Source organism: Gottfriedia sp. NPDC057991, assembly GCF_042886615.1.
In the GTDB taxonomy this organism is placed as follows: domain Bacteria; phylum Bacillota; class Bacilli; order Bacillales; family Bacillaceae_G; genus Gottfriedia.
In genome coordinates, this window is sequence record NZ_JBHVQN010000011.1 from 26,476 (window position 1) to 52,539 (window position 26,064).

The 26,064-nt window shown below is 34.8% G+C and carries 26 protein-coding genes and 2 tRNA genes; all 28 read left to right on the forward strand.

The window, feature by feature from the left end; genetic code table 11:
* The first annotated feature begins 79 nt into the window (after positions 1–79).
* The 28 genes from spoVT (at position 80) to lysS (ending at position 25,688) form a co-directional block, all read left to right on the forward strand.
* Positions 80–616 carry a stage V sporulation protein T gene (gene spoVT / locus ACFVR2_RS24150; protein ID WP_387367859.1) on the forward strand — a complete coding sequence of 179 codons (537 nt, stop codon included), beginning with the start codon at positions 80–82 and terminating at the stop codon, positions 614–616.
* Between the two features lie 224 nt (positions 617–840).
* On the forward strand, positions 841–2,430 hold the full coding sequence (locus ACFVR2_RS24155) for a putative polysaccharide biosynthesis protein (protein ID WP_387367862.1): 1,590 nt from the start codon (positions 841–843) through the stop codon (positions 2,428–2,430).
* Between the two features lie 18 nt (positions 2,431–2,448).
* The gene (yabN, locus tag ACFVR2_RS24160; protein WP_387367865.1) at positions 2,449–3,903 is read left to right on the forward strand and encodes a bifunctional methyltransferase/pyrophosphohydrolase YabN; all 1,455 of its coding nucleotides are present in this window, start codon (positions 2,449–2,451) and stop codon (positions 3,901–3,903) included.
* 34 nt (positions 3,904–3,937) lie between these two features.
* Positions 3,938–4,207, forward strand: a complete 270-nt coding sequence (locus ACFVR2_RS24165; RefSeq protein ID WP_088014778.1) for an RNA-binding S4 domain-containing protein — start codon at positions 3,938–3,940, stop codon at positions 4,205–4,207.
* Between the two features lie 90 nt (positions 4,208–4,297).
* Positions 4,298–4,603, forward strand: coding sequence for a sporulation protein YabP (yabP, locus tag ACFVR2_RS24170; protein ID WP_056474457.1), 306 nt, complete (start codon positions 4,298–4,300; stop codon positions 4,601–4,603).
* Positions 4,600–5,211: a spore cortex biosynthesis protein YabQ gene (yabQ, locus tag ACFVR2_RS24175; RefSeq protein ID WP_387367870.1), complete on the forward strand. Its 612-nt coding sequence runs from the start codon at positions 4,600–4,602 to the stop codon at positions 5,209–5,211. Before yabP ends, yabQ begins: the two co-directional genes overlap by 4 nt.
* Complete coding sequence (locus ACFVR2_RS24180; RefSeq protein ID WP_387367873.1) at positions 5,212–5,589, forward strand: FtsB family cell division protein; 378 nt, start codon at positions 5,212–5,214, stop codon at positions 5,587–5,589.
* A gap of 85 nt (positions 5,590–5,674) precedes the next feature.
* On the forward strand, positions 5,675–6,145 hold the full coding sequence (locus tag ACFVR2_RS24185; protein ID WP_056474447.1) for a S1 domain-containing RNA-binding protein: 471 nt from the start codon (positions 5,675–5,677) through the stop codon (positions 6,143–6,145).
* 155 nt (positions 6,146–6,300) lie between these two features.
* Positions 6,301–6,377, forward strand: a tRNA-Met gene (locus ACFVR2_RS24190).
* 11 nt (positions 6,378–6,388) lie between these two features.
* A tRNA-Glu gene (locus ACFVR2_RS24195) sits at positions 6,389–6,460 on the forward strand.
* Positions 6,461–6,790: 330 nt separating this feature from the next.
* Positions 6,791–9,265: a stage II sporulation protein E gene (gene spoIIE / locus ACFVR2_RS24200; protein WP_387367875.1), complete on the forward strand. Its 2,475-nt coding sequence runs from the start codon at positions 6,791–6,793 to the stop codon at positions 9,263–9,265.
* A 79-nt stretch (positions 9,266–9,344) separates the two neighbouring features.
* A complete protein-coding gene (locus ACFVR2_RS24205) occupies positions 9,345–10,079 on the forward strand; it encodes a VWA domain-containing protein (RefSeq protein WP_387367878.1) in 735 nt (244 codons plus the stop codon).
* On the forward strand, positions 10,048–11,181 hold the full coding sequence (locus ACFVR2_RS24210) for a protein kinase domain-containing protein (RefSeq protein ID WP_387367881.1): 1,134 nt from the start codon (positions 10,048–10,050) through the stop codon (positions 11,179–11,181). Before ACFVR2_RS24205 ends, ACFVR2_RS24210 begins: the two co-directional genes overlap by 32 nt.
* A 71-nt stretch (positions 11,182–11,252) precedes the next feature.
* A complete protein-coding gene (gene tilS / locus ACFVR2_RS24215) occupies positions 11,253–12,641 on the forward strand; it encodes a tRNA lysidine(34) synthetase TilS (protein ID WP_387367884.1) in 1,389 nt (462 codons plus the stop codon).
* A gap of 9 nt (positions 12,642–12,650) precedes the next feature.
* The gene (hpt, locus tag ACFVR2_RS24220) at positions 12,651–13,190 is read left to right on the forward strand and encodes a hypoxanthine phosphoribosyltransferase (protein WP_088014785.1); all 540 of its coding nucleotides are present in this window, start codon (positions 12,651–12,653) and stop codon (positions 13,188–13,190) included.
* Between the two features lie 81 nt (positions 13,191–13,271).
* Complete coding sequence (ftsH, locus tag ACFVR2_RS24225) at positions 13,272–15,188, forward strand: ATP-dependent zinc metalloprotease FtsH (RefSeq protein WP_387367887.1); 1,917 nt, start codon at positions 13,272–13,274, stop codon at positions 15,186–15,188.
* Between the two features lie 257 nt (positions 15,189–15,445).
* The gene (locus ACFVR2_RS24230) at positions 15,446–16,210 is read left to right on the forward strand and encodes a type III pantothenate kinase (RefSeq protein WP_056474433.1); all 765 of its coding nucleotides are present in this window, start codon (positions 15,446–15,448) and stop codon (positions 16,208–16,210) included.
* A 13-nt stretch (positions 16,211–16,223) separates the two neighbouring features.
* Positions 16,224–17,099, forward strand: a complete 876-nt coding sequence (gene hslO / locus ACFVR2_RS24235) for an Hsp33 family molecular chaperone HslO (protein ID WP_387367890.1) — start codon at positions 16,224–16,226, stop codon at positions 17,097–17,099.
* Positions 17,100–17,253: 154 nt separating this feature from the next.
* The gene (gene cysK / locus ACFVR2_RS24240; protein ID WP_387367893.1) at positions 17,254–18,174 is read left to right on the forward strand and encodes a cysteine synthase A; all 921 of its coding nucleotides are present in this window, start codon (positions 17,254–17,256) and stop codon (positions 18,172–18,174) included.
* Positions 18,175–18,319: 145 nt separating this feature from the next.
* Positions 18,320–19,750, forward strand: a complete 1,431-nt coding sequence (locus tag ACFVR2_RS24245; RefSeq protein ID WP_387367896.1) for an anthranilate synthase component I family protein — start codon at positions 18,320–18,322, stop codon at positions 19,748–19,750.
* On the forward strand, positions 19,747–20,334 hold the full coding sequence (gene pabA, locus ACFVR2_RS24250; protein ID WP_387367899.1) for an aminodeoxychorismate/anthranilate synthase component II: 588 nt from the start codon (positions 19,747–19,749) through the stop codon (positions 20,332–20,334). Before ACFVR2_RS24245 ends, pabA begins: the two co-directional genes overlap by 4 nt.
* Positions 20,331–21,203, forward strand: coding sequence for an aminodeoxychorismate lyase (gene pabC, locus ACFVR2_RS24255; RefSeq protein WP_387367902.1), 873 nt, complete (start codon positions 20,331–20,333; stop codon positions 21,201–21,203). The genes pabA and pabC overlap by 4 nt, the downstream gene beginning before the upstream one ends.
* Positions 21,200–22,042, forward strand: a complete 843-nt coding sequence (gene folP, locus ACFVR2_RS24260; protein ID WP_387367905.1) for a dihydropteroate synthase — start codon at positions 21,200–21,202, stop codon at positions 22,040–22,042. The genes pabC and folP overlap by 4 nt, the downstream gene beginning before the upstream one ends.
* The gene (folB, locus tag ACFVR2_RS24265; RefSeq protein WP_056474411.1) at positions 22,035–22,397 is read left to right on the forward strand and encodes a dihydroneopterin aldolase; all 363 of its coding nucleotides are present in this window, start codon (positions 22,035–22,037) and stop codon (positions 22,395–22,397) included. Before folP ends, folB begins: the two co-directional genes overlap by 8 nt.
* On the forward strand, positions 22,394–22,891 hold the full coding sequence (gene folK / locus ACFVR2_RS24270) for a 2-amino-4-hydroxy-6-hydroxymethyldihydropteridine diphosphokinase (protein WP_387367908.1): 498 nt from the start codon (positions 22,394–22,396) through the stop codon (positions 22,889–22,891). Before folB ends, folK begins: the two co-directional genes overlap by 4 nt.
* Complete coding sequence (locus tag ACFVR2_RS24275) at positions 22,843–23,043, forward strand: helix-turn-helix domain-containing protein (protein ID WP_056474403.1); 201 nt, start codon at positions 22,843–22,845, stop codon at positions 23,041–23,043. Before folK ends, ACFVR2_RS24275 begins: the two co-directional genes overlap by 49 nt.
* A 30-nt stretch (positions 23,044–23,073) precedes the next feature.
* The gene (dusB, locus tag ACFVR2_RS24280; protein ID WP_387367911.1) at positions 23,074–24,072 is read left to right on the forward strand and encodes a tRNA dihydrouridine synthase DusB; all 999 of its coding nucleotides are present in this window, start codon (positions 23,074–23,076) and stop codon (positions 24,070–24,072) included.
* A gap of 134 nt (positions 24,073–24,206) precedes the next feature.
* Complete coding sequence (gene lysS, locus ACFVR2_RS24285; protein ID WP_387367914.1) at positions 24,207–25,688, forward strand: lysine--tRNA ligase; 1,482 nt, start codon at positions 24,207–24,209, stop codon at positions 25,686–25,688.
* The last annotated feature ends 376 nt before the right edge of the window (positions 25,689–26,064 follow it).

The window sequence follows — 26,064 nt, forward strand, 5'->3', positions numbered from 1 at the left end:
GGGTGACCCTACCTCATTGTCACTCGGTTATCTTTCATCAACGTAGACATGCAAGTAAGTGAGGAGGCGCTTTACAAGTATGAAAGCAACAGGTATTGTCCGTCGAATTGACGATTTAGGTCGAGTAGTAATACCAAAAGAAATTAGGAGAACTTTACGGATTCGTGAAGGTGATCCATTAGAAATATTTGTGGACCGAGATGGAGAAGTCATTTTAAAGAAATATTCACCAATTAGTGAATTAAGTGATTTTGCGAAGGAATACGCTGATGCACTTTACGACACACTTGGACATACAATCATTATAAGTGACCGAGATTCAGTTGTAGCAGTTGCAGGAGTTTCCAAAAAAGAATACTTAAACAAAAACATTGGTGATATTATCGAAAAAACCATGACTGAGCGTAACTCAAAAGTAGTTAGCGAGCCTGGGGAAGCTTCATTTATCGAAAGTGTAATTGAAAAATATCAATCCTATGCAGTAGGAGCAGTCATCGCAAGTGGGGATCCAATTGGAGCCGTTGTTATCTTTTCAAAAGATAAAACAATTTCTGAAGTTGAAAAGAAAGCAATCGATACTGCTACTAACTTCTTAGCTAGACAAATGGAGCAATAATCATATATGTAATATACATGGGCCAGTAAAGGAATATTACCTTAACTGGTCTTTGTTTTTTCGTTTCTTCCCTTTGGCATAAACTACCAGATTAACATTTAAACAAAACCATTACTTTCTAAAATTGGAAAAGAGAGGGTTTTTCTTTTGGCAACTCTTTACATAAGCCCTAATAATGTAATACATTAAAGGGTGAACCGTCTAACAAAGGAGTTGTTATCCTTTTGCAAAAAGCCAAGCAAAAAGCAGCCCTTCAAGGGGCTTTGTTCATAACAATAGCATCATTATTATCGAAAGTACTAAGTGCGTTTTATAAAATTCCTTATCAAAATATTGCCGGCGATTTAGGTTACTATATTTACCAACAGGTATATCCTGTCTACGCAATTGCTTTAGCTTTTTCTACATATGGCTTTCCTTTAGTTTTATCATCTTATGTGGCTGAAAGATTGGCGAAAAAAGATGATAAAGGGGCTAAAGATTTGGTTTATGCAACATTTATGATGTTGTTAGTCATTGGTATATTGTGTTTCTTTACTTTATACGTAGGAAGTAATAGTATAGCGAAATTTATGCGTGATGATCATCTAGCGATGTTAATTCGTGTTGTTAGTGTTGGCTTTTTATTTGTTCCAATCACTTCAGCATTTCGAGGATATTATCAAGGTTTAGGGGATATGGGACCTACTTCAGTCAGTCAGGTAATTGAGCAATTAATTCGAGTTATTACGATTTTAGTGCTATCACTTTATTTAATGCAAACGACCGACAATCTTTATATTGTAGGTGCAGGGGCAGTTTCAGGTTCGATACTGGGTAGTATAGCAGCGATACTGTACTTCTTTTATTGGGTTTCTTTTCGTGGCTCTGGTTTGACCATACCATCATTTGGTTTACTTAAAACCTATCGCTTAGAATTAAAAACAATTTTGTATCAAGGGATCTTACTAAGCTTAAGTAGTTTAGTACTTGTATTCATTCAGTTTATCGATTCCCTCTCTTTTTATCCGTTATTAGTACAATATGGATATCATGTTGAAGGTGCTAAGCTAGTAAAGGGTATTTATGACCGTGGATTTCCGCTAATTCAATTAGGCTCTGTCATTGCTTCATCGTTTTCACTGGCCCTAATTCCGTACTTATCTAGTGAATTAGCTCGTAAAGAACATCATTCTATTAATAATCGAATATCAGGTGCCATTAGAGTAAGCATTGTAGCGGGAGCAGCAGCCACAATTGGTTTAATTTCAATTATCCATCCGACCAATATAATGCTTTATCGAAATGATTTAGGAACGGATGTCCTAACTGTTTTATGTATATCGATCTTCTTTGCTGGGGTATCGATTACGACATCTTCAATCGCACAAGGATTAGGTAAAAGTTTAATTCCGGCTTTAAATGTAATTGCTGGAGGATGTGTTAAATTTATTGGAAATGTTATTTTAATGGAGCAAATCGGATCTAAAGGAGCAGCTTATTCAACGGTATCTGCTTTAATCATTGTTACGATTTTGAATTTAGCTTATATATATAAATTGTCAAAAGTAACATTTTTTGACTTTAAGTTTATTTTGAAATTACTAGTATCTTTAGCCATTATGTATGGTTGTGTATATGGTTATGAATATTTTTATGAAAAATATGCAATGTTTATTAATCCGCTTCGTTTAAGAATGTTAGTTGAGGCGTTATCTTCAGCGGTTGTAGGTGCAATCGTATTTGCGGTTGTATTAATAAAAATTAAGTTATTTACAGTAGAAGAGCTAAGCTCAATCGTTAAAAGCGAAAAATTACAGAAATGGCTTTCTTAAAAGAACAGGAGGATCAAAATGAACAAGATTACAGTTTTAGGTTTAGGTGCAGGTGACCTTAATCAGCTTCCGTTTGGTATCTATAAAGTGTTACAAAAAACTGACAATCTATATTTACGTACAAAAGACCACCCTGTTATAAGTGAATTAGAAACAGAAGGATTAACGTTCCAATCATTCGATGAAATTTATGAAAAACATGATCGCTTTGAAGAGGTATATCAAGAAATTGTTCAACTATTAGTGAAAGCTTCTGAAGAAAGGGCAATTACATATGCTGTACCAGGCCATCCTCTTGTAGCGGAAAAAACTGTTCAGCTATTAATAGAGCTTGCAGATAAAGGAAATATCCAGCTAGACATCATAGGTGGGCAAAGCTTTTTAGATGCAATGTTTACTAGTTTGAAGATTGATCCAATCGAAGGCTTCCAGTTTGTTGATGCAACGGATTTAGAGGCGGAATCAATTACGTTTAGACAGCATTTGATCATCTGCCAGGTATACGATCAAATGACTGCCTCTCATGCGAAATTAAAGCTAATGGAGCAGCTTCCCGATGATTATGAGGTCATAATCGTTACGGCAGCGGGTAGTGCAAATGAGCAAATAAGAAGAGTACCATTGTTTGAGTTAGATCGCGATACATCAATCAATAATTTGACAAGTGTTTATGTACCGCCAGTTAAAAATGAAGAGGATCTCTATCATCAATTTGAAACACTTCGTTCTGTCATTGCTACTTTAAGAGGTCCTAATGGGTGCCCGTGGGATCAAAAGCAAACCCATGAATCATTAAAGAAGTACTTACTAGAAGAGGCTTATGAGCTTCTTGAAGCAATCGATGAAGAAGATGATGATCATATTATTGAAGAACTTGGAGATGTATTACTTCAAGTCATGTTACATGCTCAAATTGGAGAAGATGAAGGCTACTTCTCAATCCAAGATGTAATTCAAGGATTAGTAAGTAAGCTAATCTATCGTCACCCGCATGTATTTTCAACAGTTCATGTGAAAGATGAGGAAGACGTATTAAAAAATTGGCAAGAATTAAAACAAGCTGAAAAGGGACACGTCGTTGAATCCGTTCTTTCAGGCATACCAAAGGATCTGTCAGGATTATTAAAAGCAGAGAAACTTCAAAGTAAAGCTGCGAAAGTAGGGTTTGACTGGAAAGAACTACCGCCAGTGGTAGACAAAGTTAATGAAGAGTTAACTGAAGTTCTTGATGCCATTAAATTGAATGATCAATCTAAAGTTGAAGCGGAACTTGGAGATCTATTATTTAGTATTGTTAATTTAGCACGTTTTATCGATGTAAATCCTGAAGAAGCGATTTTAAAAACAAATATGAAATTTACAAAACGTTTTCAATATATTGAATCAAGACTTCGTGAAATAAATAAGACATTTTCTGATGTATCTCTTGAAGAAATGGATGAGATATGGAATGAAGCTAAAAAATACGAATAATGTCTAATTGAATGAGAATTGAGGAGAATAAATTATGAGACTTGATAAATTTTTAAAAGTATCGAGAATTATTAAGCGTCGTACACTTGCTAAAGAAGTAGCTGATCAAGGAAGAATAATGATCAACGGAACAGTTGCAAAAGCATCTACAGAAGTCAAAGTAAATGACGAATTAAAAATACGTTTCGGACAGAAAATTGTTACAGCAAAAATTAATTTACTTAAAGAGACTGTTCGAAAAGAAGAAGCAGATGCAATGTATACGATCATAAGTGAGGAAAAACTGTCAGATAGCTTGTTCTAAAAAAGTTGTCCCTTCATATACTTGTACAAATAACACTGTATTAGGAATCGATTTACAAGAGGTACAGTTTATGTAAATGGAGGGACTAGTATGAATAATCCGTATGAGTTAAATGCGAAAAATACAAGCCAAATAATCGAGCAGGATTTATCGTTAAAAAGTAGAAGATATCTTGAAATTACTGGAGTAAAACAGGTTGAGAGCTTTGATAGTGAAGAGTTCCTATTAGAAACAGCACTAGGCTTTTTGCATATTAAAGGTCATAATTTACAAATGAAAAACCTCGATGTAGAAAAAGGTCATGTAGCAATCAAGGGAAAGATTAATGAACTTTGTTATATTGACGAATACAATTCGGGGAAAGCTAAAGGAATCTTTAGCAAGCTATTTAAATGAGCTTAAACGTTCAGTTCTACTCAATGATAGCGATGGTCGGTATGGGTGCTTATCTTGGTATGGCACTAGATACATACCATCGTTTTTTATATCGAGGTACTCGTAATCGATTGATTGTATTTGCAACAGATATATTATTTTGGGTTTTTCAAGCTCTATTAGTTTTTTATGTATTATACTTAGTTAATGAAGGTGCACTCAGGTTTTATTTACTATTAGCTTTACTATGTGGTTATGCGGCCTATCAAAGTCTTTTTCGAACTATTTATAAAAAAATATTAGAACTTGTTATTCAGCTGGTTATTAGCATTTATCGCATTATAGTAAAGTTAATGGTAATATTTATTGTAAAACCTATAAAGTGGATTATTCAGGTAATAATCGTCATTCTTTTGTTTATTTATGGACTCCTTATTCGACTAATCCGTTTAGTTTACAACGTTCTACTAGCAATTCTTTTGTTTTTCGGCAGAGTATGTTGGTTTTTTGTGCCAAAACGAGTCAAAAACTATTTAATACAATTTAAAGGAGTTTTCGGAAAATTCAAGAATATCTTCCTTACTACTATTAAAAAAGTAAAGGACCTTTTAGATAGGAGGAAGAAATAGGTGGAACATGCGAGAAAGTTGGATTTAACTAGTCAAGTTCAAGATAAACAAAATATTACTTTAGTTGAGGAACAAGGTGTTAAGCCTAGGAGAAGGAGTTTTAAAAAGTTTTTAGTGCGCATTTCATTATTCTGCTTTTTAACTGTCCCCCTATTTTTTTTATTACAATCTCATTATGAAACACAAAAACATGTGTATTCATCTAAAGTAAAACAATTAAAACTAGCAAAGGTTGATTTAAAGAAAACAAAGAGTACGGTAGAGGATTCGAAGCGCATGATTGACCAATTGAACGATGATCAATACATTATTGAGTTAGCTAGAAAAAATTTATTTTTTTCTAAAAAGGGAGAAATAATTTTTCCTAATATCAAGTAATTATCGTTTCATTGACACTTGTTTTTATAATTTTATATAATATAGTAAATCCAGTTAAACATTTTTAAGGAGGAGCATTTTTTTTATGTCAATTGAGGTAGGCAGCAAAGTTAGTGGGAAAGTTACAGGGATTACAAATTTTGGTGCTTTTGTAGAGTTACCAGAAGGAGTAACTGGACTTGTTCACATTAGTGAAGTAGCTGACAACTATGTTAAAGATATTAACGAACATTTAAAAGTTGGCGATGAAGTAGAAGTAAAAGTAATCAATGTTGAAAAAGATGGTAAAATCGGTCTTTCAATCAAAAAAGCGAAAGAACGTCCACCAGTAAAAGAGGGAGAGCGTGAGCAAAGACCTCGTCAAAGCAGACCTTCATATGGAGGCGGCGGTGGTGGAAACCGTGGCAAAAATCAAAACCGTTCGGATCAACGTCCGGTTAAAGAAACATTTGATCAAAAAATGAGTAAATTTTTAAAAGACAGTGAAGACCGTCTAGCTTCATTAAAACGCAACACAGAATCTAAACGTGGTGGCCGTGGAGCACGTCGAGGCTAATTTCCTACCTTGTCAGGACATAAATAGGCATATAGAACACGCACTCTTTAATGGGTGCGTTTTTTGTATGGAAAAAATAATAAAATAACATTTTTAAAAACTATTGACGGCTATTTAGTACCATGATATTATAAATCTTGTCGTTTAAAGATAATGGCGGTGTAGCTCAGCTGGCTAGAGCGTACGGTTCATACCCGTGAGGTCGTGGGTTCGACTCCCTCCGCCGCTACCATTCCCTTTAACGGCCCGTTGGTCAAGTGGTTAAGACACCGCCCTTTCACGGCGGTAACACGGGTTCGAATCCCGTACGGGTCATACAACAACAAAAACGTTTGGTCTCTATAAGAGAGGCTAGGCGTTTTTTTCTTTTCCAGGAACAAGCGTCCTCATCTCTTAATCGCATTCTTCATTCCATACTTTCTCCCTTTATTCTGAATTTCGATTGACATAAAATTTAATAATTGCGTTTCTTTTACCCTATTAGAGAAATTATGCTGCAAGCTTTTCTCATATTTTGTAAAACAGTTGTACGTAAAAGCTTTTTCCGTCGAAGAAAACTTTTATTTGCCTTTGTCATTTTGACATATTCCTTCAATTGGACAAGTTAAAATATGTTCAATAAACCAAATCGGATGAGGTGGAAATATGACGAAACTGCAAAGAGGGTCTTCTAATTCTTCAGCAAGCTTAGTCCCTACTAATGGATTTCAATCAGTATTTCGGCAATCTTCTAAATCAATTAAATCCAAATTAGAGAGAGCATTCTTTGACTTTGGGCTACTAATCTTTTTAACGGGATTTTTATTAGGACGAGCGTTGATACTATCGCATATTCTCCCGTTTGTATTACCGTTTTTTGCCTCAGTTTATATGATGAAACGTGAGCGTACAGGAATAGCCTTTGTTGCTCTTATGATCGGTTCATTAACTGTGTCGATTGAAACGGTTAGTTATGCATTTGCCACGATTATCCTATTTTTTATCCTTAATATTTTCTTCGCTAGAGTTAAACGACATTATATAGGTCTAGTACCTTTTCAAGTTTTTTTATCAGTATTTATTAGTCATCTATTAATTACTTATGCTTTTCAACAAGAAGTTCTGATGTATGATGTTTTGATGGCATCAGTTGAAGCGGGATTAAGTTTTATTTTAACGATGATCTTTTTCCAAAGTGTACCTCTACTCGCGATTCCTAAAAGAAAACAGCTTTTAGGTGTTGAAGAAATCGTATGTTTAGTTATTCTTTTAGCTTCAGTTGTGACGGGGACAACTGATTGGTATATTCAAGATTTATCTATTCAGCATATTGTTACTAGATATATTGTCTTACTATTTGCCTTCGTAGCTGGAGGAACGATCGGTTGTACAGTAGGGGTTGTAACGGGTCTTATACTAAGTCTAGCGAGTGTTTCAAGTCTATATCAAATGAGCTTATTAGCATTCTCTGGATTACTTGGTGGCCTCCTTAAAGAGGGAAAAAGATTAGGTGCGGCAGCGGGACTATTAATTGGGACATGCCTAATCAGCTTTTATGCTGAGAAACAGTCTGATATTATCTTTTCCATTATTGAATCAGTGATTGCGATTGTATTATTCTTATTAACGCCGAATTTCTTGCTAAAACAATTAGCTAAACTAGTACCTGGGACAGAGGAACACTCTACTGACCAACAGCAGTACTTACGTAAAATAAGAGATTTGACGGCGAATCGAATTACTCAATTCTCTAATGTGTTTGAAGCGTTATCGGCAAGCTTCTCACAGCCTAGTCAGTTTGCGCAGATTGAAGACGAATTAACTGATGAAGAGCTTTTCATTTGTAGTATTTCAAATAAATGCTGTAATAGCTGTATGAAAAAGGATCATTGCTGGTCAGACAACGGTGACCGGACATATCGATATATGGAAAATATGATGCAATTAGTTGAAAAGGACCAGCTTATTAAGAATGGCCAATTTATGAGAGAGTGGGAAAAATATTGCCAACGTTCTTCAAAAATGGCAGATTTAATGAAGCAAGAGGTTTTCTACTTCCGTGCAAATCAAAGACTTAAAAAACAAGTTCAAGAAAGTAGAAGATTAGTGGCAGAGCAATTGCGCGGGGTTTCAAAAGTAATGGTCGATTTTGCAAAAGAGATTCAACGAGAAAAAGAAAATCATCAATTACAGGAAGACCAAATCCTACAAGCTTTATTAAACTTTGGAATTGACGTTAGCCAAGTAGAAATTTATAACTTAGAGCAAGGTAATATTGATATAGATATCTTAATTCCATTTGAAAACGAGCATGGTGAGTGTCAAAAATTAATTGCGCCGATCCTATCAGATATTTTAAAAGAGACGATTGTCGTATTAAAAGAAGAGGCAGCGACAATACCAAATGGAGGTAATTACTTAGTTACATTTGGATCAGACAAGGCATTTGTTATTGAAACCGGAGTTGCGACTGCAGCTAAAGGTGGAGGCTTTATTTCGGGTGATGCATTTAAAATAATGGATGTTGGAGCAGGAAAGCACGCTATTGCGATTAGTGATGGAATGGGAAATGGCGAGCGAGCTCATATTGAAAGTAATGAGACACTAAAACTACTTCAAAAAATTTTAAATTCAGGAATTGAAGAAACAGTCGCTATTAAATCGATTAATTCGATTCTATCTTTACGTACTACTGAAGAGGTTTTTGCTACATTGGATCTAGCGATGGTCGATTTACACGATGCTTCAGCAAAATTCTTAAAAATTGGTTCATCGCCAAGCTTTGTTAAACGAGGCAAGCAAGTTATTAAAATTGAAGGTAGTAATTTACCAATCGGGATCATTGATGAATTTGATGTAGAAGTCGTAAGTGAGCAGTTAAAAGCTGGAGATTTATTAATTATGATGAGTGATGGTATTTTTGAAGGTCCTAAACATGTTGAAAATTACGAAATGTGGATGAAACGTAAAATAAGTGAATTTGAAACAGATGATCCACAAACAGTAGCAGAATTGTTACTGGAGGAAGTAATTCGTTCGAATACAGGTGATATTAATGATGATATGACGGTTGTGGTTGCTGTCGTTAAACGAAACTTGCCAGAGTGGTCGTCAATCTCATCATATAGTGCGATGGCTTAGTAAAATTAAATAAATAAAGGTTTATCCCCTCCCGTAATTGGACAAAATGGTAACAACTTTTACGCGGAGGGGATTTTGTATGTATAAGGGAAAGTTAAAACAAATTCTATTAATAACTGATGGTTATTCAAACCATGGTGAAGATCCGTTAGCAGTTTCAAGCCTGGCACAAGAATACGGTATTACAGTAAATGTAATTGGAATTTTAGATGAAAATGTACAGAGTGGTGACGGTTTAAAGGAAATCGAGGAAATTGCTAGAGCAGGTGGAGGGATTAGTCAAGTCGTTTACACAAAGCAACTTTCTCAAACTGTCCAAATGGTTACTAGAAAAGCGATGACACAAACAATTCAAGGATTTGTTAATAAAGAATTAAAGCAAATTTTAGGCGATAGCAATTCGATTGAATCACTTCCTCCTTCAAAGCGAGAAGAGGTATATGAGGTTGTAGAGGATATTGGTGAAACTGTAGGTTTAGAAGTTATTATTTTAGTAGATACGAGTGCTAGTATGAAAGACAAACTAGAAACTGTTAAGGAATCATTATTTGATTTACAAATTAGTTTAAACTCAAGAACAGGAGAAAATGCCTACTCATTATTTATATTTCCTGGGAAACATGACGATGTAGACAAATTACTAGATTGGACACCTAAATTAGAAAAACTAAACACAATTTTTCCTAAGTTAACGATGGGTGGTATGACACCAACCGGTCCTGCTCTACGTGAGGCTTTAAACTATTTTAACGACCAAAACTACAATAGAGGTAATAATGGTGATGATGAACAATCAATTGAATGGGCAGATTAATTTAGCGCCTGGGACTCTCATTACTGGAAAGTGGAATAAAAACAAATACGAAATAAAGAGTTTACTTGGAAATGGAGCAAACGGAACCGTTTATCTAGCTTCTGGAAAATCTGGAGATGTTGCTATTAAGCTGAGTAAAGATTCTACTAATATCACGAACGAAGTAAATGTTTTAAAAAAAATCACACAGGTCCAGGATTCATTCCTTGGGCCTTCTTTTATCGATGTAGATGACTATATAAATCCAGGAACAAATGAATGCTGCTATTACTATGTTATGGAATACGTAAATGGTGTAAGTTTGCCAAAATTTATTGAAAGAAATGGAATGGAATGGAGTAGTATTTTTATCATACAAGTTTTATCATTGTTAGATAAATTGCACCATAAAGGCTTTATTTTTGGAGATTTAAAAACAGATAACCTACTAGTTATGAAAGAACCAAATAAAATCCAGTGGATCGATTTTGGAGGGGTTACTCAAATTGGACGTGCAGTTAAAGAGTTTACCGAGTTCTTTGACCGTGGCTACTGGGGCTTAGGTTCTAGAAAAGCAGAAGTTTCCTATGACTTATTTGCAGTTACGATGATTTTTATCCATTTGCATTGTAAAAAGCAGTTTTTAAAAAATGGGCTGGGAATAAATCAGATTGAACAAGTAATAACTCAAACACAAACCCTTAATCCATATAAAGAATTTCTAATGAAGGGATTAAAAGGGGAATATGTTAGTGCAAGTGCTATGAAACAGGCTCTATTAATGTATGAACAAAAGATAAATGCTACAAATAAGAAGAAGAGTAAAAAAGTTCAAACTACTACAGCACAAACAAATTCGTTGAATCAAACAAGGCAATCAAAAAAACAAAATCAAAATCAGACTGGTAATCAAACAACACAATCAAAAAAACATAGTCAGCCTACAAATCAATCTAGAAATTCAAATAGTCAGAATCAAAAACCTAACCAATCAACACAGACAAGAGCAGGGAACAATGTCCAAGTGAAGCAAAAGAAAAAAAGAATTCACTGGTTCGAAACATCGACCATTCTCTTGTTAATGGGCTTGGCCTATGCATTATATTTTTATTATCAGATGTAAATTATAGTACTCCAAGTGTGTGAATGGTAACATATAGATATGAATTTTACTTTCATTAGGAGTCTAGGTAAATGGTAATTAATCAATTAAAGGAATTTATAAAACAAAACAATATTATCAGAAATAGTGTAATTGTGATCGGTGTTTCTGGAGGCCCAGATTCAATGGCGTTAGCTCACTCTTTTTTATCGATCAGAGAGGACTACGGGTTCTCGATTATTATCGCACATGTAGATCATATGTTTAGGGGACAGGAATCTTTAGATGATTTGGAATATGTTAAGAACTGGTGCCTCCAACATAACGTTCAATATGAAGGTAAGAGCATAAATGTGAATCAGTATATCGAGGAAACGGGATTAAGTAGTCAATTGGCGGCAAGGGAATGTCGCTATCGTTTTTTTGACGAAATGATGAAGAAATATGAAGCGAATTATTTAGCGTTAGGTCATCACGGGGAAGACCAAGTTGAAACGATTTTGATGCGGTTAGTAAGAGGTAGCTCGCAGGTCGGTTACGCTGGCATTAGGGAAAAGAGGTCTTTTAGTACAGGCGAAATTATTCGTCCATTTTTAGATTTAAGAAAACAAGCATTAACTACATATTGTCACGAACAAAGTATTATCCCTCGAAAAGATCCAAGTAATGATAAAGATGTTTACACTAGAAATCGATTTAGACATCATATTCTACCTTTTATTTTTGAAGAAAATCCAACTGCACAAAAAAGATTCCAGCAGTTTAGTAGACAGCAATTGGAAGATGAACTATATTTAATGGAATTAACTGAAGACGCAATGAATACAGTTATAAAAAATAAAGAAAAGCAAGCAGTCACTATTGACGTTAAACAGTTTTTAAATGTGCCTATATCTTTACAAAGAAGATGTATTCAACTAATATTAGATTATGTCTACCTATCTATCCCTAAAGGCTTGACACAAGGGCATCTTAATTCAATTCTGACTTTATTACGAAATGAAAAATCCACATGGGAGCAGCATTTGCCTGAAGGACTTTTTGTCACACGCTCATATAATGAATGCACCTTTACATTCGAACAAATGAATGTGAAGGATTATACTATTTCTATTAATGAGCCTGGCGTATACGAACTACCAAATGGCTTTTCAATAAAAGTTGAATTAAACAATCAAAGTTTTGAACCGAAAAACGACACGTTTATTTGTTCTGTCAAGGATGTTTCTTTTCCACTCATTGTTCGGAATCGAAAGAATGGTGATCGAATGTCATTAAAGGGTATGAATGGGTCAAAAAAGTTAAAAGATATATTTATTGATGAAAAAATGAAACAATCAATACGTGATGAATGGCCAATAATTACGGATAGTCAAAATAAAATATTATGGGTACCTTTCGTAAAGAAATCTGCATTTGAAAGAAATTTTTCGACAGATGAGTCACTCATTGCAATACAGGTGGTTTCTAAGAGTTTCTAGGAGGAAAAGATGAAACAAGACATTCAACAAGTATTAGTAAGTGAAGAGGCAATTCAACAAAAAGTAGTAGAATTAGGTGCAGTACTAACTGAAGAGTACAAAGACCGCTTTCCACTAGTAGTGGGTGTTTTAAAAGGAGCTCTTCCGTTCATGTCTGACCTTATCAAGCATATTGATACATATATCGAAATTGATTTTATGGATGTTTCTAGTTATGGACATAGTACAGTTTCTTCTGGTGAAGTAAAAATTGTAAAAGATTTAAATACTTCAGTAGAAGGAAGAGATGTAATCATTCTAGAAGATATTATTGATAGTGGTCTAACTTTAAATTATTTAGTTGAACTATTTAAACATCGCAAAGCTAATACAGTTAAAATCGTTACTTTATTAGATAAGCCAAGCGGACGTAAAGCAAATATTGAGGCTGATTTAGTTGGTTTCGAAGTACCAGATGCTTTCGTAGTAGGATATGGTTTAGACTATATTGAACGTTATCGAAATCTGCCATATGTTGGCGTTTTAAAGCCTGAAGTTTACACGAAATAAGTCAAGTTTTATTCGTTTGTTTACATGGTATAACTATGCTACTATATAAAGTAATTAAATTGAAAGAGAGGAGGTTTGGAATTGAATCGAATTTTCCGTAATACAGTCTTTTACATATTAATCTTCTTAGTTGTGATTGGTGTTGTTACATATTTCAATGGGCCAGAATCTCAAGTTAAGAAAGTAAGTTACGATACATTTTATACTAAGTTACAAAAAGGTGATGTTAGCAGTTTAACATCTATCCAACCTAAAAATGGAGTGTACATAGTAAGAGGTCATTTTACAGATGTAAAAAAAGGCGAATCTTTCCAAACTCAAGTACCAATTAGTGACGAAACGACAAAAATAGTTAACAAAGCAGTTGCTGACTATAAAATAAAGGCTAATTGGAATCCAGCTGAAACAACAAGTGCATGGGTGCAAATCTTCACTTCACTCATTCCATTTGTCATTATTTTCATTCTTTTCTTCTTCCTAATGAATAATGCACAAGGTGGCGGAAGCCGTGTTATGAACTTTGGGAAGAGCAAAGCTCGTCTTTATAATGACGAGAAAAAGAAAGTACGATTTAAAGATGTTGCAGGGGCAGATGAAGAGAAGCAAGAGCTTGTTGAGGTAGTAGAGTTCTTGAAGGATCCTCGTAAATTTTCTGAACTAGGTGCAAGAATTCCTAAAGGGGTACTATTAGTAGGACCTCCAGGAACAGGTAAAACATTATTAGCGAGAGCTGTTGCAGGAGAAGCTGGAGTTCCATTCTTCTCAATCAGTGGTTCTGATTTCGTTGAAATGTTTGTAGGGGTCGGTGCTTCTCGTGTTCGTGATTTATTTGAAAACGCGAAGAAAAACGCTCCTTGTATCATATTTATAGATGAAATCGATGCTGTAGGTCGTCAACGTGGTGCTGGATTAGGTGGAGGTCACGATGAGCGTGAACAAACATTAAACCAGTTACTTGTTGAAATGGATGGTTTTGGTGCTAACGAAGGTATTATCATCATCGCTGCAACAAACCGTGCAGATGTTCTAGATCCAGCGTTATTACGTCCAGGTCGATTTGACAGACAGATTACGGTAGATCGTCCAGATGTAATAGGACGTGAAGCGGTATTAAAAGTTCATTCAAGAAATAAACCATTGGCGCAAGATGTAGACTTAAAAGCTATTGCTCAAAGAACTCCTGGATTCTCTGGTGCAGATTTAGAGAATTTATTAAACGAAGCGGCATTAGTTGCGGCTCGTCGTGATAAAAAGAAAATCGATATGCTTGATATTGACGAAGCAACTGACCGTGTAATTGCGGGACCTGCTAAGAAAAATAAAGTTATATCTGTAAAAGAGCGAAAAATTGTTGCGTTCCATGAAGCTGGACATACGGTTATTGGTCAAGTATTAGATGATGCTGAAGTGGTGCACAAAGTAACAATTGTACCTCGTGGTCAAGCTGGTGGTTATGCAGTAATGCTTCCAAAAGAAGATCGTTACTTTATGACAAAACCAGAATTACTTGATAAAATTACAGGTCTACTTGGTGGACGTGTTGCTGAAGAAGTGGTATTTGGTGAAGTAAGTACAGGAGCTCATAATGACTTCCAACGTGCAACAGGTATTGCTCGTCGTATGGTTACTGAGTTCGGTATGAGCGATAAACTAGGTCCATTACAGTTTGGTCAATCTCAAGGAGGAAATGTATTCCTTGGTAGAGACTTTAATAATGAACAAAATTATAGTGATAAAATTGCTTATGAAATCGACGTAGAGATTCAAACAATCATTAAAGAATGTTATGCAAAAGCAACTGATATTATTAAGACGCAGCGCGAAAAATTAGACTTGCTTGCTAACACATTATTAGAAGTGGAAACTTTAGATGCAAAAGCAATTAAGAGTCTTTGGGAACAAGGTACACTTCCTACATCTCCAACTTCAAATGATGAGATTAAAGTCAACATTTCTAAAAAGAATGATGAACCAACTGAGCCTAAAATCACTGAATAAAAAATTAAGAGTGTCTTTATAGACACTCTTTCTTTTGTTTATTGGTGAAAAGAGATAAAGGGCAATACCATGAAAAAAATCAGTTTAATGATGCGTTTAAAAAGACCAATACGAACCATGCCCACAGCAGAAAGCATCTATTTTTAAACTACTATCAACTTGTGTTATCATTATTTTTATAGTGATTAAAAAATGTACTTGAAACTAAAAATATAAAATAAAAGTTTTATTTTTGAAATGGAGAGACGGTGGATTATATGTTATTTGTAATCGATGTAGGAAATACAAATACTGTTTTAGGTGTTTACCAAGAAGACGAGTTGATACATCATTGGAGAATTGAGACGAATCGTTATAAAACTGAAGATGAGTACGGTATGGTCATAGGATCATTACTTGAGTATGCAGGCATTGGGTTTGATGAGTTTCATGCAGTTATTATTTCATCAGTTGTCCCACCGATTATGTTTTCATTGGAAAGAATGGCAACAAAATACTTTAAACAAAAGCCACTAATCGTTGGTCCTGGTATAAAAACAGGTTTAAACATAAAATATGATAATCCGAAAGAAGTGGGCGCAGACCGAATTGTTAATGCAGTTGCTGGAATTGCACAATACGGAAGTCCGCTGATTATTGTAGATTTCGGAACGGCTACTACATATTGTTATATAGATGAAAATAAAAATTACATCGGTGGAGCTATCGCACCAGGCATCAATATTTCAACAGAGGCACTATATACAAAGGCTTCAAAACTGCCTCGTATTGAGCTTTCAAGACCTTCTAATATTGTCGGTCGTACAACTGTAGAGGCTATGCAGGTTGGAATCCTATATGGTTATGTAGGTCAAGTTGAAGGTATAGTAAAACGAATGAAAGCTCAAGCAAAGGTAGAACCTACTGTTATAGCAACAGGCGGACTTGCATCATTAATATCTAAGGAATCGGATATCATTGATGTCATGGATCCATATTTAACATTAAAAGGTCTACATTTAATTTATAAACGAAATTCATAAAAAGGGGTAAAACATGAAAGATTATTTAGTAAAAGCATTAGCTTTTAACGGTGAAGTCCGTGCATATAGCGTTAGATCAACAAATATTGTAAAAGAAGCTCAAGAACGTCATGACACTTGGTCAAACGCTTCTGCTGCATTAGGTCGTACACTAACAGCTGGAACAATGATGGGTGCTATGTTAAAAGGCGATGAAAAGTTAACTTTAAAGGTTGAAGGTAATGGCCCAATTGGCCATATTTTAGTCGATAGTAATGCAAAAGGTGAAGTCCGAGGATATGTACAGAATCCGCATGTACAAACTGAACTTAACAAACATGGAAAAATAGATGTAGCTAAAGCAATTGGTACTGTAGGTACAATCTCAGTTGTTAAAGATATTGGTATGAGAGAACCTTTCACAGGCTCAGTACCTATTGTGTCAGGTGAACTAGGTGAAGACTTCACTTACTATTTTGCTGTCTCTGAACAAACACCTTCATCTGTAGGTGTCGGCGTATTAGTAAACCCAGATCATTCTATTTTAGCAAGTGGAGGATTTATAATTCAAATGTTACCTGGCGCTAGTGAAGAATGTATTACGCAAATTGAAAATCGTTTAAAAACGATTAAACCAGTTTCTAAACTAATTGAAGAAGGCCTTACTCCAGAAGAGATTTTATATGAAGTGTTAGGAAAAGAAGAAGTTAAAGTTTTAGAAACAATGGATGTAAAGTTCCAATGTCAATGCTCAAGAGAGAGAATTGAGGGTGCTCTTTTAAGTATTGGTAAACAAGAATTACAATTAATATTAGAAGAAGATGGAGAAGCAGAAGTAACATGTCATTTCTGTAATCAACCTTATCATTATTCTGAAGAACAATTAAAAGAATTAATTTACAAATTGTAGGTGAAAATTGAAGGAATTTGTCGAGCTTTCTTTTCATAATTTATTATGAATATCATACAAGTTATGTATAGGAGAAAGTAATTGACAGATTCTTTCGTTTTTTACATAATGTATATTAAACAGGTCAACATACTAGGGATTAGGAGTGGATGAAATGAAAGTTGCAAATTCAGTTTACGAATTAATCGGTAGAACTCCAATTGTAAAACTTAACAGATTAGTAGACGAGGACAGCGCGGAAATTTACTTAAAACTAGAGTTTATGAATCCTGGTAGCAGTGTAAAAGATCGTATTGCTCTTGCGATGATTGAGGATTCGGAGAAAAAAGGTTTAATAAAACCGGGTGATACAATTATTGAACCAACTAGTGGGAATACTGGTATTGGATTAGCAATGGTAGCAGCTGCTAAAGGCTATAAATCAATTCTAGTAATGCCAGAAACAATGAGTATTGAGAGACGAAACTTATTACGTGCATATGGTGCAGAATTAGTTCTAACTCCGGGCCCTGAAGGAATGGGAGGAGCAATTCGTAAAGCGGATGAATTAGCAAAAGAAAATGGATATTTCGTTCCACAACAGTTTAATAATATTGCAAATCCTGAAGTACATCGTTTAACAACTGGTCCTGAAATTGTTGAACAAATGGGAGACCAACTTGATGCATTTATTTCAGGAGTAGGTACAGGAGGAACAATCTCTGGTGCTGGAGCAGTGTTAAAAGAAGCTTACCCTGGAATTAATATTGTCGCAGTTGAACCTGAAGACTCTCCAGTTTTATCAGGTGGTAAACCAGGTCCGCATAAAATTCAAGGTATTGGAGCAGGGTTTATACCTGAAACATTGAACACGGATATTTATGATGAAATCGTTCAAATCAAAAATGACGATGCAATGGAGACGGCTAGAAGAGTAGCAAAAGAAGAAGGTTTACTTGTAGGTATCTCTTCTGGTGCTGCAATTAGTGCTGCATTACAAGTTGCAAAAAAACTTGGAAAAGGTAAAAAAGTACTTGCGATCATTCCAAGTAATGGAGAGCGTTATTTAAGTACAGCTTTATACCAATTTGAGTAATTTTTTAATGGATTAAATGATAAATTTAAAAATCCCTTTGCAAGTGAGCAAAGGGGTTTTTTGTTTTTCCATAAAATGCTTTGATGTATACTTCTTACTTTTTGTGTAAAATGAAAAATAAGCGCTATCAGAGGGGGATATTCACATGAATTATGAAATCTTTTCAAAAGTTATCAATTATACTACACCTTTCTTTAAACACTTTGTAGAAACGGCAAAAGAGAAAAAGAATGCCGTACTTCTTGAAAGTGGTCGTGACGGAAGATATTCAATTATGGCATCAAATCCTGTTGCGAAGTTATATGGGAAGGATAATAAATTAACGGTAGAAGTAGGGATTGAAGAATGCTCAGGAAAAGTGGAGTATGAAGGAAATCCAATTGATTTAGCAAAGGAATATCTATCTAAATACACTGCAGAAAAAAGAGATGACTTACCACCATTTCAAGGTGGAGCAATCGGTTATTTCACATATGACTGTAACCATTATATCGAAGACCTACCATCAATGGCTGAGGATGTCTACAATATTCCAGATGTTTATTTATTAATCTTCCATGAGATGGTTATTTATGACCATCAAGAAAAACAATTATATTTTATTGTTATAGATGAAATGAAAAATGCTGATAAGGCACAAGAACGACTAGACTCTTTAGAAGAGTTCTTCATTAGTGAAATAAAGCAAATCGATTTATCTAGAAGAACTTCTACGGAAGAGATTGAAAAAACAATTTATATGTCTGAACAAAAATTTACGGATGCTGTTGGAAATGTTAAAGAATATATCAGTGCGGGAGATGTATTCCAGGTGAATTTATCTGTGCTACAATCCGAGACGCTGGTAACAGATCCACTATATATATATGAGCAGCTTAGAGAAATAAATCCGTCACCATATATGTCCTATCTAGATTTTGACGAGTTTCAAATTGTTAGTTGCTCACCAGAGCTATTAGTAGCTAAACGTGATCAAGAAGTTTGGACAAGACCAATAGCAGGTACAAGGTCTCGTGGTAAAACAGTTGAAGAAGAACAACAACTGATGGAAGAACTACGTTCAAATGAAAAAGAACAAGCTGAGCATATTATGCTAGTTGATTTAGAGCGCAATGATTTAGGAAGAGTATGTGAATATGGAACTGTTGAAGTAGACGAACTATTAGTAATCGAAAAGTATTCGCATGTAATGCACCTTGTTTCAAATGTTAGAGGTGAGTTACAAAAAGATAAGGATTCCTTTGACTTATTAAAGGCAGTATTTCCCGGGGGAACAATTACAGGGGCTCCAAAAATCCGTACGATGGAAATTATTGAAGAACTAGAGCCAACCAAGCGTGGTATTTATACGGGTTCTGTTGGATGGATTAGCTTCACTGGAGATATGGAGTTAAACATTACGATTCGAACAATGATTACAAAAGACCAGCAAGCATTTGTACAAGCTGGTGCTGGTATTGTTATTGATTCTAATCCAAAACATGAGTATTTAGAAAGCCTTAAGAAAGCTCAAGCTTTATGGACAGCTAAGAAAGTAAGTGAAGAAAAAGCAAAGTTGGGTGGGAATGTAAAATGATATTAATGATTGATAATTATGATTCATTTACCTATAATCTAGTTCAATATTTAGGCGAATTAGGTGAAGAGTTAATTGTAAAACGAAATGATGAAATTACTTTAGAAGAAATCGAAGCATTAGCCCCATCTTATTTGATGATTTCACCAGGTCCTTGTACACCAAACGAAGCTGGAATCAGTTTAAAAGCCATTGAACACTTTGCTGGGAAAATCCCAATTTTGGGCGTATGCTTAGGGCACCAATCAATCGCTCAAGTATTTGGAGGTGACGTAGTACGTGCAGAACGCTTAATGCACGGAAAAACATCGGCAATTACACATGAAGGTTTAGGATTATTTAATGATTTGCCATCACCAATTGACGTTACACGATATCACTCCTTAATCGTAAAAAAAGAAACTTTCCCTGAGGAGCTAGAAATAACAGCTTGGACGAATGAGGGAGAAATTATGGCTTTAAAACATAAGACATTACCGATTGAAGGAGTACAATTTCATCCGGAATCGATTATGTCACAATTCGGTAAAGAAATGCTTAGAAACTTTTTACAAGCATATAAACCGTCTAGGAGTACAATATGAAACTATATTGTAATGGAGAATTCTTGAACGATCATGAAGTGAAAATATCTCCATTTGATCATGGCTTTTTATATGGCTTAGGAGTATTTGAAACATTTCGAATCTATAATGGGCATCCATTTTTATTGTTTGATCATTTAAATCGTATAAGAAAGTCGTTATTAAACCTGAATATCGAGTGGAATTTGCTAGATGAGGAAATACAAACGATTTTAAATAGGTTAATTGAATTAAATGAGTTACAAGATGCGTATATACGTTTGAATGTTTCAGCGGGTGTTGGAGAAATAGGTTTATACACTGGTAAGTATACGGATCCAAATACAATCATTTTTATTAAACCTATGCATGAAAGTAATATCTTAGAGAAAGAAGGGGTAATACTAAATACCCCTCGAAACTCTCCTGAAGGAAAAGAGCGATTAAAGTCTCATCACTATTTAAATAATATTATCGGGAAAAAAGAGATCGGTAGCTCACCAAGTATAGAAGGAATCTTTTTAAACAAAGATGGGTTTCTTTCAGAAGGTATCGTTTCAAATCTTTTTTTTATTAAACAAGATCGATTATATACACCACACATTGATACGGGAATCTTGAATGGGATAACGAGGCAGTTTGTAATTCATTGGGCTAAATTAAAAGGGATTACAGTTGAAGAGGACTTCTACACGGAGGAAGAGCTGTTAAAAGCGGATGAAATATTTATTTCAAACTCAATTCAAGAAATTATTCCCGTTACAGTAATTGGCGAGCGGTTCTTTAATGTTAGTGAAAATAGCGTAATAAAGGATTTGCAAAAGGATTATAGACTTCATCGAAAATCCTTATTAAGCATGAAAGAAATGGAAAGAAGTGAACAAGCGTGAGAAGAGCAACAAAACCTTTGATTTGTGGGAATTACTCATTACCAATTCAGAACGAAACAATTGTGATGGGGATTTTAAACGTAACTCCGGATTCATTTTCTGATGGTGGTCGATACAACGAAATTGAATTAGCAATACAACATGCAAAAAAGTTAATTGCTGATGGAGCAAAAATTATTGATGTAGGTGGAGAATCGACAAGGCCTGGAGCTGCCACAGTTGATGTAGACGAAGAGTTAAGAAGGGTAGTTCCAATTATTTCAGCATTATCTAAAGAAATTGATGTCCCAATTTCTATTGATACATATAAATCTGAAGTGGCAAAGCAAGCTGTTGAAGCAGGAGCTACAATCATTAATGATGTTTGGGGAGCTAAGAAAGATCCTAAAATCGCTGAAGTGGCTGCAGCGTATAATGTTCCAATTTGTTTAATGCACAATCGAACAGATGAAAACTATTATAGTTTAATGAGTGATCTTGTCTGTGATTTAGTAGAAAGTATTAATATTGCAAAACGCGCAGGTGTAAAGGATGAAATGATTATTTTGGATCCGGGTGTTGGTTTTGCAAAATCAGCTGGGCAGAATTTGGAAGTTTTAAACCAAATGGAGCAAATCAAAGCATTGGATTATCCAGTGTTACTCGGTACTTCTCGAAAAAGGTTTATAGGGGAAGTTCTTGGTACTGAAGTACATGAGCGAATGGAAGGTACAGGGGCTACAGTCTGTTTAGGTATTACGAAAGGCTGCGAAATTGTACGAGTACATGATGTATTAGCGATTTCCCGTATGACTAAAATGATGGATGCGATGTTAAAGATTGGAGTAAAAAATGGATAAAATTTATGTAACAGGTATGAGATTTTATGGATACCATGGTGTATTTAAAGAAGAGAAAACATTAGGGCAACGATTTAATGTTGATTTAATTGTCGAATTAGATACAAAAAAAGCAGGAGAAACAGATGATTTGGCGTATTCAGTAAGTTACGCAGACTTATTTAAAACCTGCGAAGAAGTAGTTCAAGGTCAGTCTTATGATTTAGTTGAATCAGTGGCTGAAGAGATTGCCAAACAAATATTAAATACATATGATTTAATTCAACAATGTACTGTAAAAGTCATAAAACCAGATCCGCCAATACCAGGACATTATGATTTTGTAGCAGTTGAAATAACAAGAGGTCGCATATGAAAAATGAATCATATTTAAGTTTAGGAACGAATATTGGCGACCGAGAAGGTTTTCTTACAAAGGCTATTAGGGATTTAGTGAATCATCCCGACATTCAAGTAGAACAAATCTCTTCTATATATGAAACAGACCCAGTTGGTTACGTAGATCAAGATCCATTTTTAAATCTCGTTATTAAAATTTCTACCAATTTGACACCTCTTCAATTACTTGATGTTACGCAAGGAATTGAACAAAATCTTGGTAGAAAAAGGGAATTGCGTTGGGGTCCAAGAACAATAGACCTTGACATTTTACTCTATAATCACGAAGATATAGAAGTTGAGCACCTAAGAATACCGCACCCGAGAATGTTTGAAAGAAGCTTTGTATTAATCCCCTTAAAAGAAATTAACCAATCAATTAAGGTTGAAACTAAATTTTTAGAGGATAAAGGAGTTCGATTATGGAAGCTGAAAAGTGGGGTAGACGGATTAGGGCTTTTAGAAAATTAAAAGGTTTTACCCAAGAAGGCTTTGCAAAAAACCTTGGAGTTTCTGTTTCAGTGTTAGGTGAAGTTGAGCGAGGGAATCGTATGCCGACTGAACAGTTTTTGCATGATTGTGCAAAACAATTAAAAGTAAGTGTAGAGGAATTATCGATATAGATTTTTATTGTAATTGAAGGAGGATGGGATGTGCTAAAAATTGGTGACATCGAGATGAAAAATCCCGTCGTATTAGCACCGATGGCAGGAGTTTGTAACTCTGCTTTCCGTTTAACAGTAAAAGAATTTGGTGCAGGTTTAGTATGCGCAGAAATGGTAAGTGATAAAGCTATTCTTCACAATAATAAAAGGACATTAGATATGCTTTATATGGATGAACGTGAAAAGCCATTAAGCTTACAAATTTTTGGTGGTGAAAAAGCAACATTAGTTGAAGCTGCTAAGTACGTTGACGAAAATACGAATGCAGATATTATTGATATTAATATGGGGTGTCCTGTTCCTAAGATTACAAAAGTAGACGCAGGAGCTAAATGGCTTTTAGATCCTAACAAAATTCATGAAATGGTATATGCTGTAGCACAGAATGTAAGTAAACCAGTTACAGTTAAAATGCGTCTTGGATGGGATGACGATCATATTTATGTAGTAGAAAATGCAAAAGCAGTTGAAGCAGCGGGTGGAAAAGCAGTTGCGATCCATGGTCGAACTCGTTATCAAATGTATGAAGGGAAATCTGATTGGAGCTGGATTAAAGAAGTTAAAAATCAGGTTTCGATTCCGGTAATCGGTAATGGTGATGTAGAGACTCCTCAAGATGCCAAGCGTATGTTAGATGAAACAGGCTGTGATGGCGTAATGATTGGTCGTGCTGCTTTAGGGAACCCGTGGATGATTTATCGTACAGTTAAATATTTGGAATCTGGTGTATTAATGCCAGAGCCAGAACCACGTGAAAAAATTGATGTATGTTTATTGCATTTAGACAGATTAATTGATTTGAAAAATGAACATGTTGCTGTAATGGAAATGAGAAAACATGCTGCATGGTATTTAAAAGGTTTGAAAGGTAATGCAATAGTTCGTAATCAAATTAACGAGGTTAGTACTCGTGCTCAAATGGTTGAAGTATTAACAACATACGTTAATGAAGTGGAAGAAAAAATGAAAGCTGCTCAAGCTTTGTAAGTTTGACAGGTTTCGCTTGACAAAATATAATAAGTTATAGTAAACAAAACTGCCAGATCGAATTACTGGCAGTTTTTCTATTAAAATCATATTGTATTTAAATATTTATTGAATAATTACGTGGAGTTGAGAAAATGAGTCACGAAGAATTAAATGATCAAGCCCTTATACGTAGGGAGAAATTAAAAACACTTGAAGGAAAAGGTATCGATCCATTCGGTAAGAAGTTTGTGCGCACACATTCTTCAAATGATTTATTAGCACAATTTGACCAATTTTCTAAGGAAGAATTAGAAGAAAAAGCGATTGTTGTTTCATTTGCAGGTCGAGTAATGACTAAACGTGGTAAAGGTAAGGCTGGATTTGCACATGTTCAAGATTTAAATGGACAAGTTCAAATCTATGTACGTAAAGATGCTGTAGGCGAAGAACAATATGAAATCTTTGATATTACTGATTTAGGTGATATTGTAGGTGTTTCTGGTGTGGTATTTAAAACGAATGTAGGGGAATTATCTATTAAAGTTAAAGAATATACATTCCTTTCAAAAGCGTTATTACCACTACCTGATAAATTCCATGGTTTACAAGATGTTGAACAACGTTACCGTCAAAGATATTTAGATTTAATGAATATGGATAGCCGACAAACATTTATTGCTCGCAGTAAAATTATCCAATCTATGAGACGTTATTTAGATAGCCAAGGTTATTTAGAAGTTGAAACTCCTATGCTACATGCAATTGCAGGTGGAGCTTCTGCAAGACCATTTATCACTCATCATAACGCGCTTGATATGGAATTATATATGCGTATTGCAATTGAGCTACACTTAAAACGACTAATTGTAGGTGGACTTGAAAAAGTTTATGAAATTGGTCGCGTATTCCGTAATGAAGGTATTTCTACTCGTCATAACCCAGAGTTTACGATGATTGAATTATATGAAGCTTATGCTGATTATGCTGACATTATGGAACTTACTGAGAATCTAATTGCTCATATCGCTAAAGAAGTTTTAGGTACTACTACTATTCCTTACGGTGAGTACACGGTAAACCTTGAGCCAAAATGGACTAGACTTCATATGGTAGATGCGATTAAAGAAGCTTGTGGAGTAGATTTCTGGCCAGAGATGTCAGTTGAGCAAGCAAGAGAATATGCTAAAGAACATAATGTTGAAATTAATGCGAATATGTCTGTTGGCCATATTATTAATGAATTCTTTGAACAAAAAGTTGAGGAAACGCTAATTCAACCTACATTTATTTATGGTCACCCTGTTGAAATTTCACCACTAGCGAAAAAGAATGCTGACGATCCACGTTTTACTGATCGTTTTGAGTTATTTATTGTGGCGCGTGAACATGCTAATGCATTTACAGAGTTAAATGACCCAATTGACCAAAAGGAACGTTTTGAAGCACAGCTTAAAGAACGTGAGCTTGGTAATGACGAAGCACATATGATGGATGATGATTACATCGAAGCATTAGAGCATGGTATGCCACCAACTGGTGGTCTAGGAATAGGTATTGATCGATTAGTTATGTTGTTAACTAATTCTCCTTCAATCCGTGACGTTCTATTGTTCCCATTAATGAGACATAAATAAGATCTAACTGGCTAAAGGAGTACTTTTAGCCAGTTTTTTTTATGATTGGACGTATCTTTTTAAAGGAATAGGGACATCATTTATTTATTGGAATCTGGTATAAACTATCTGAATAAAAAGAATTTAAAATTAGGTATTGTATTTTGTTTTTATAGATGTTATATTATTAAACGTTGTCACGTTAATTCGAAACAACAACGAAAAAACTTTTTAAAAAAACATTGACAACATTTGAAAGAAAATGTTAAGATGTTTAAGTCGCCTCAGAGCGATGAAGTGATCTTTGAAAACTAAACAAAACATGAAGTAAACGTCAATTATTAGTTTTTTTGAGCAATACAAGATTTAAACTTAACTTTTATGGAGAGTTTGATCC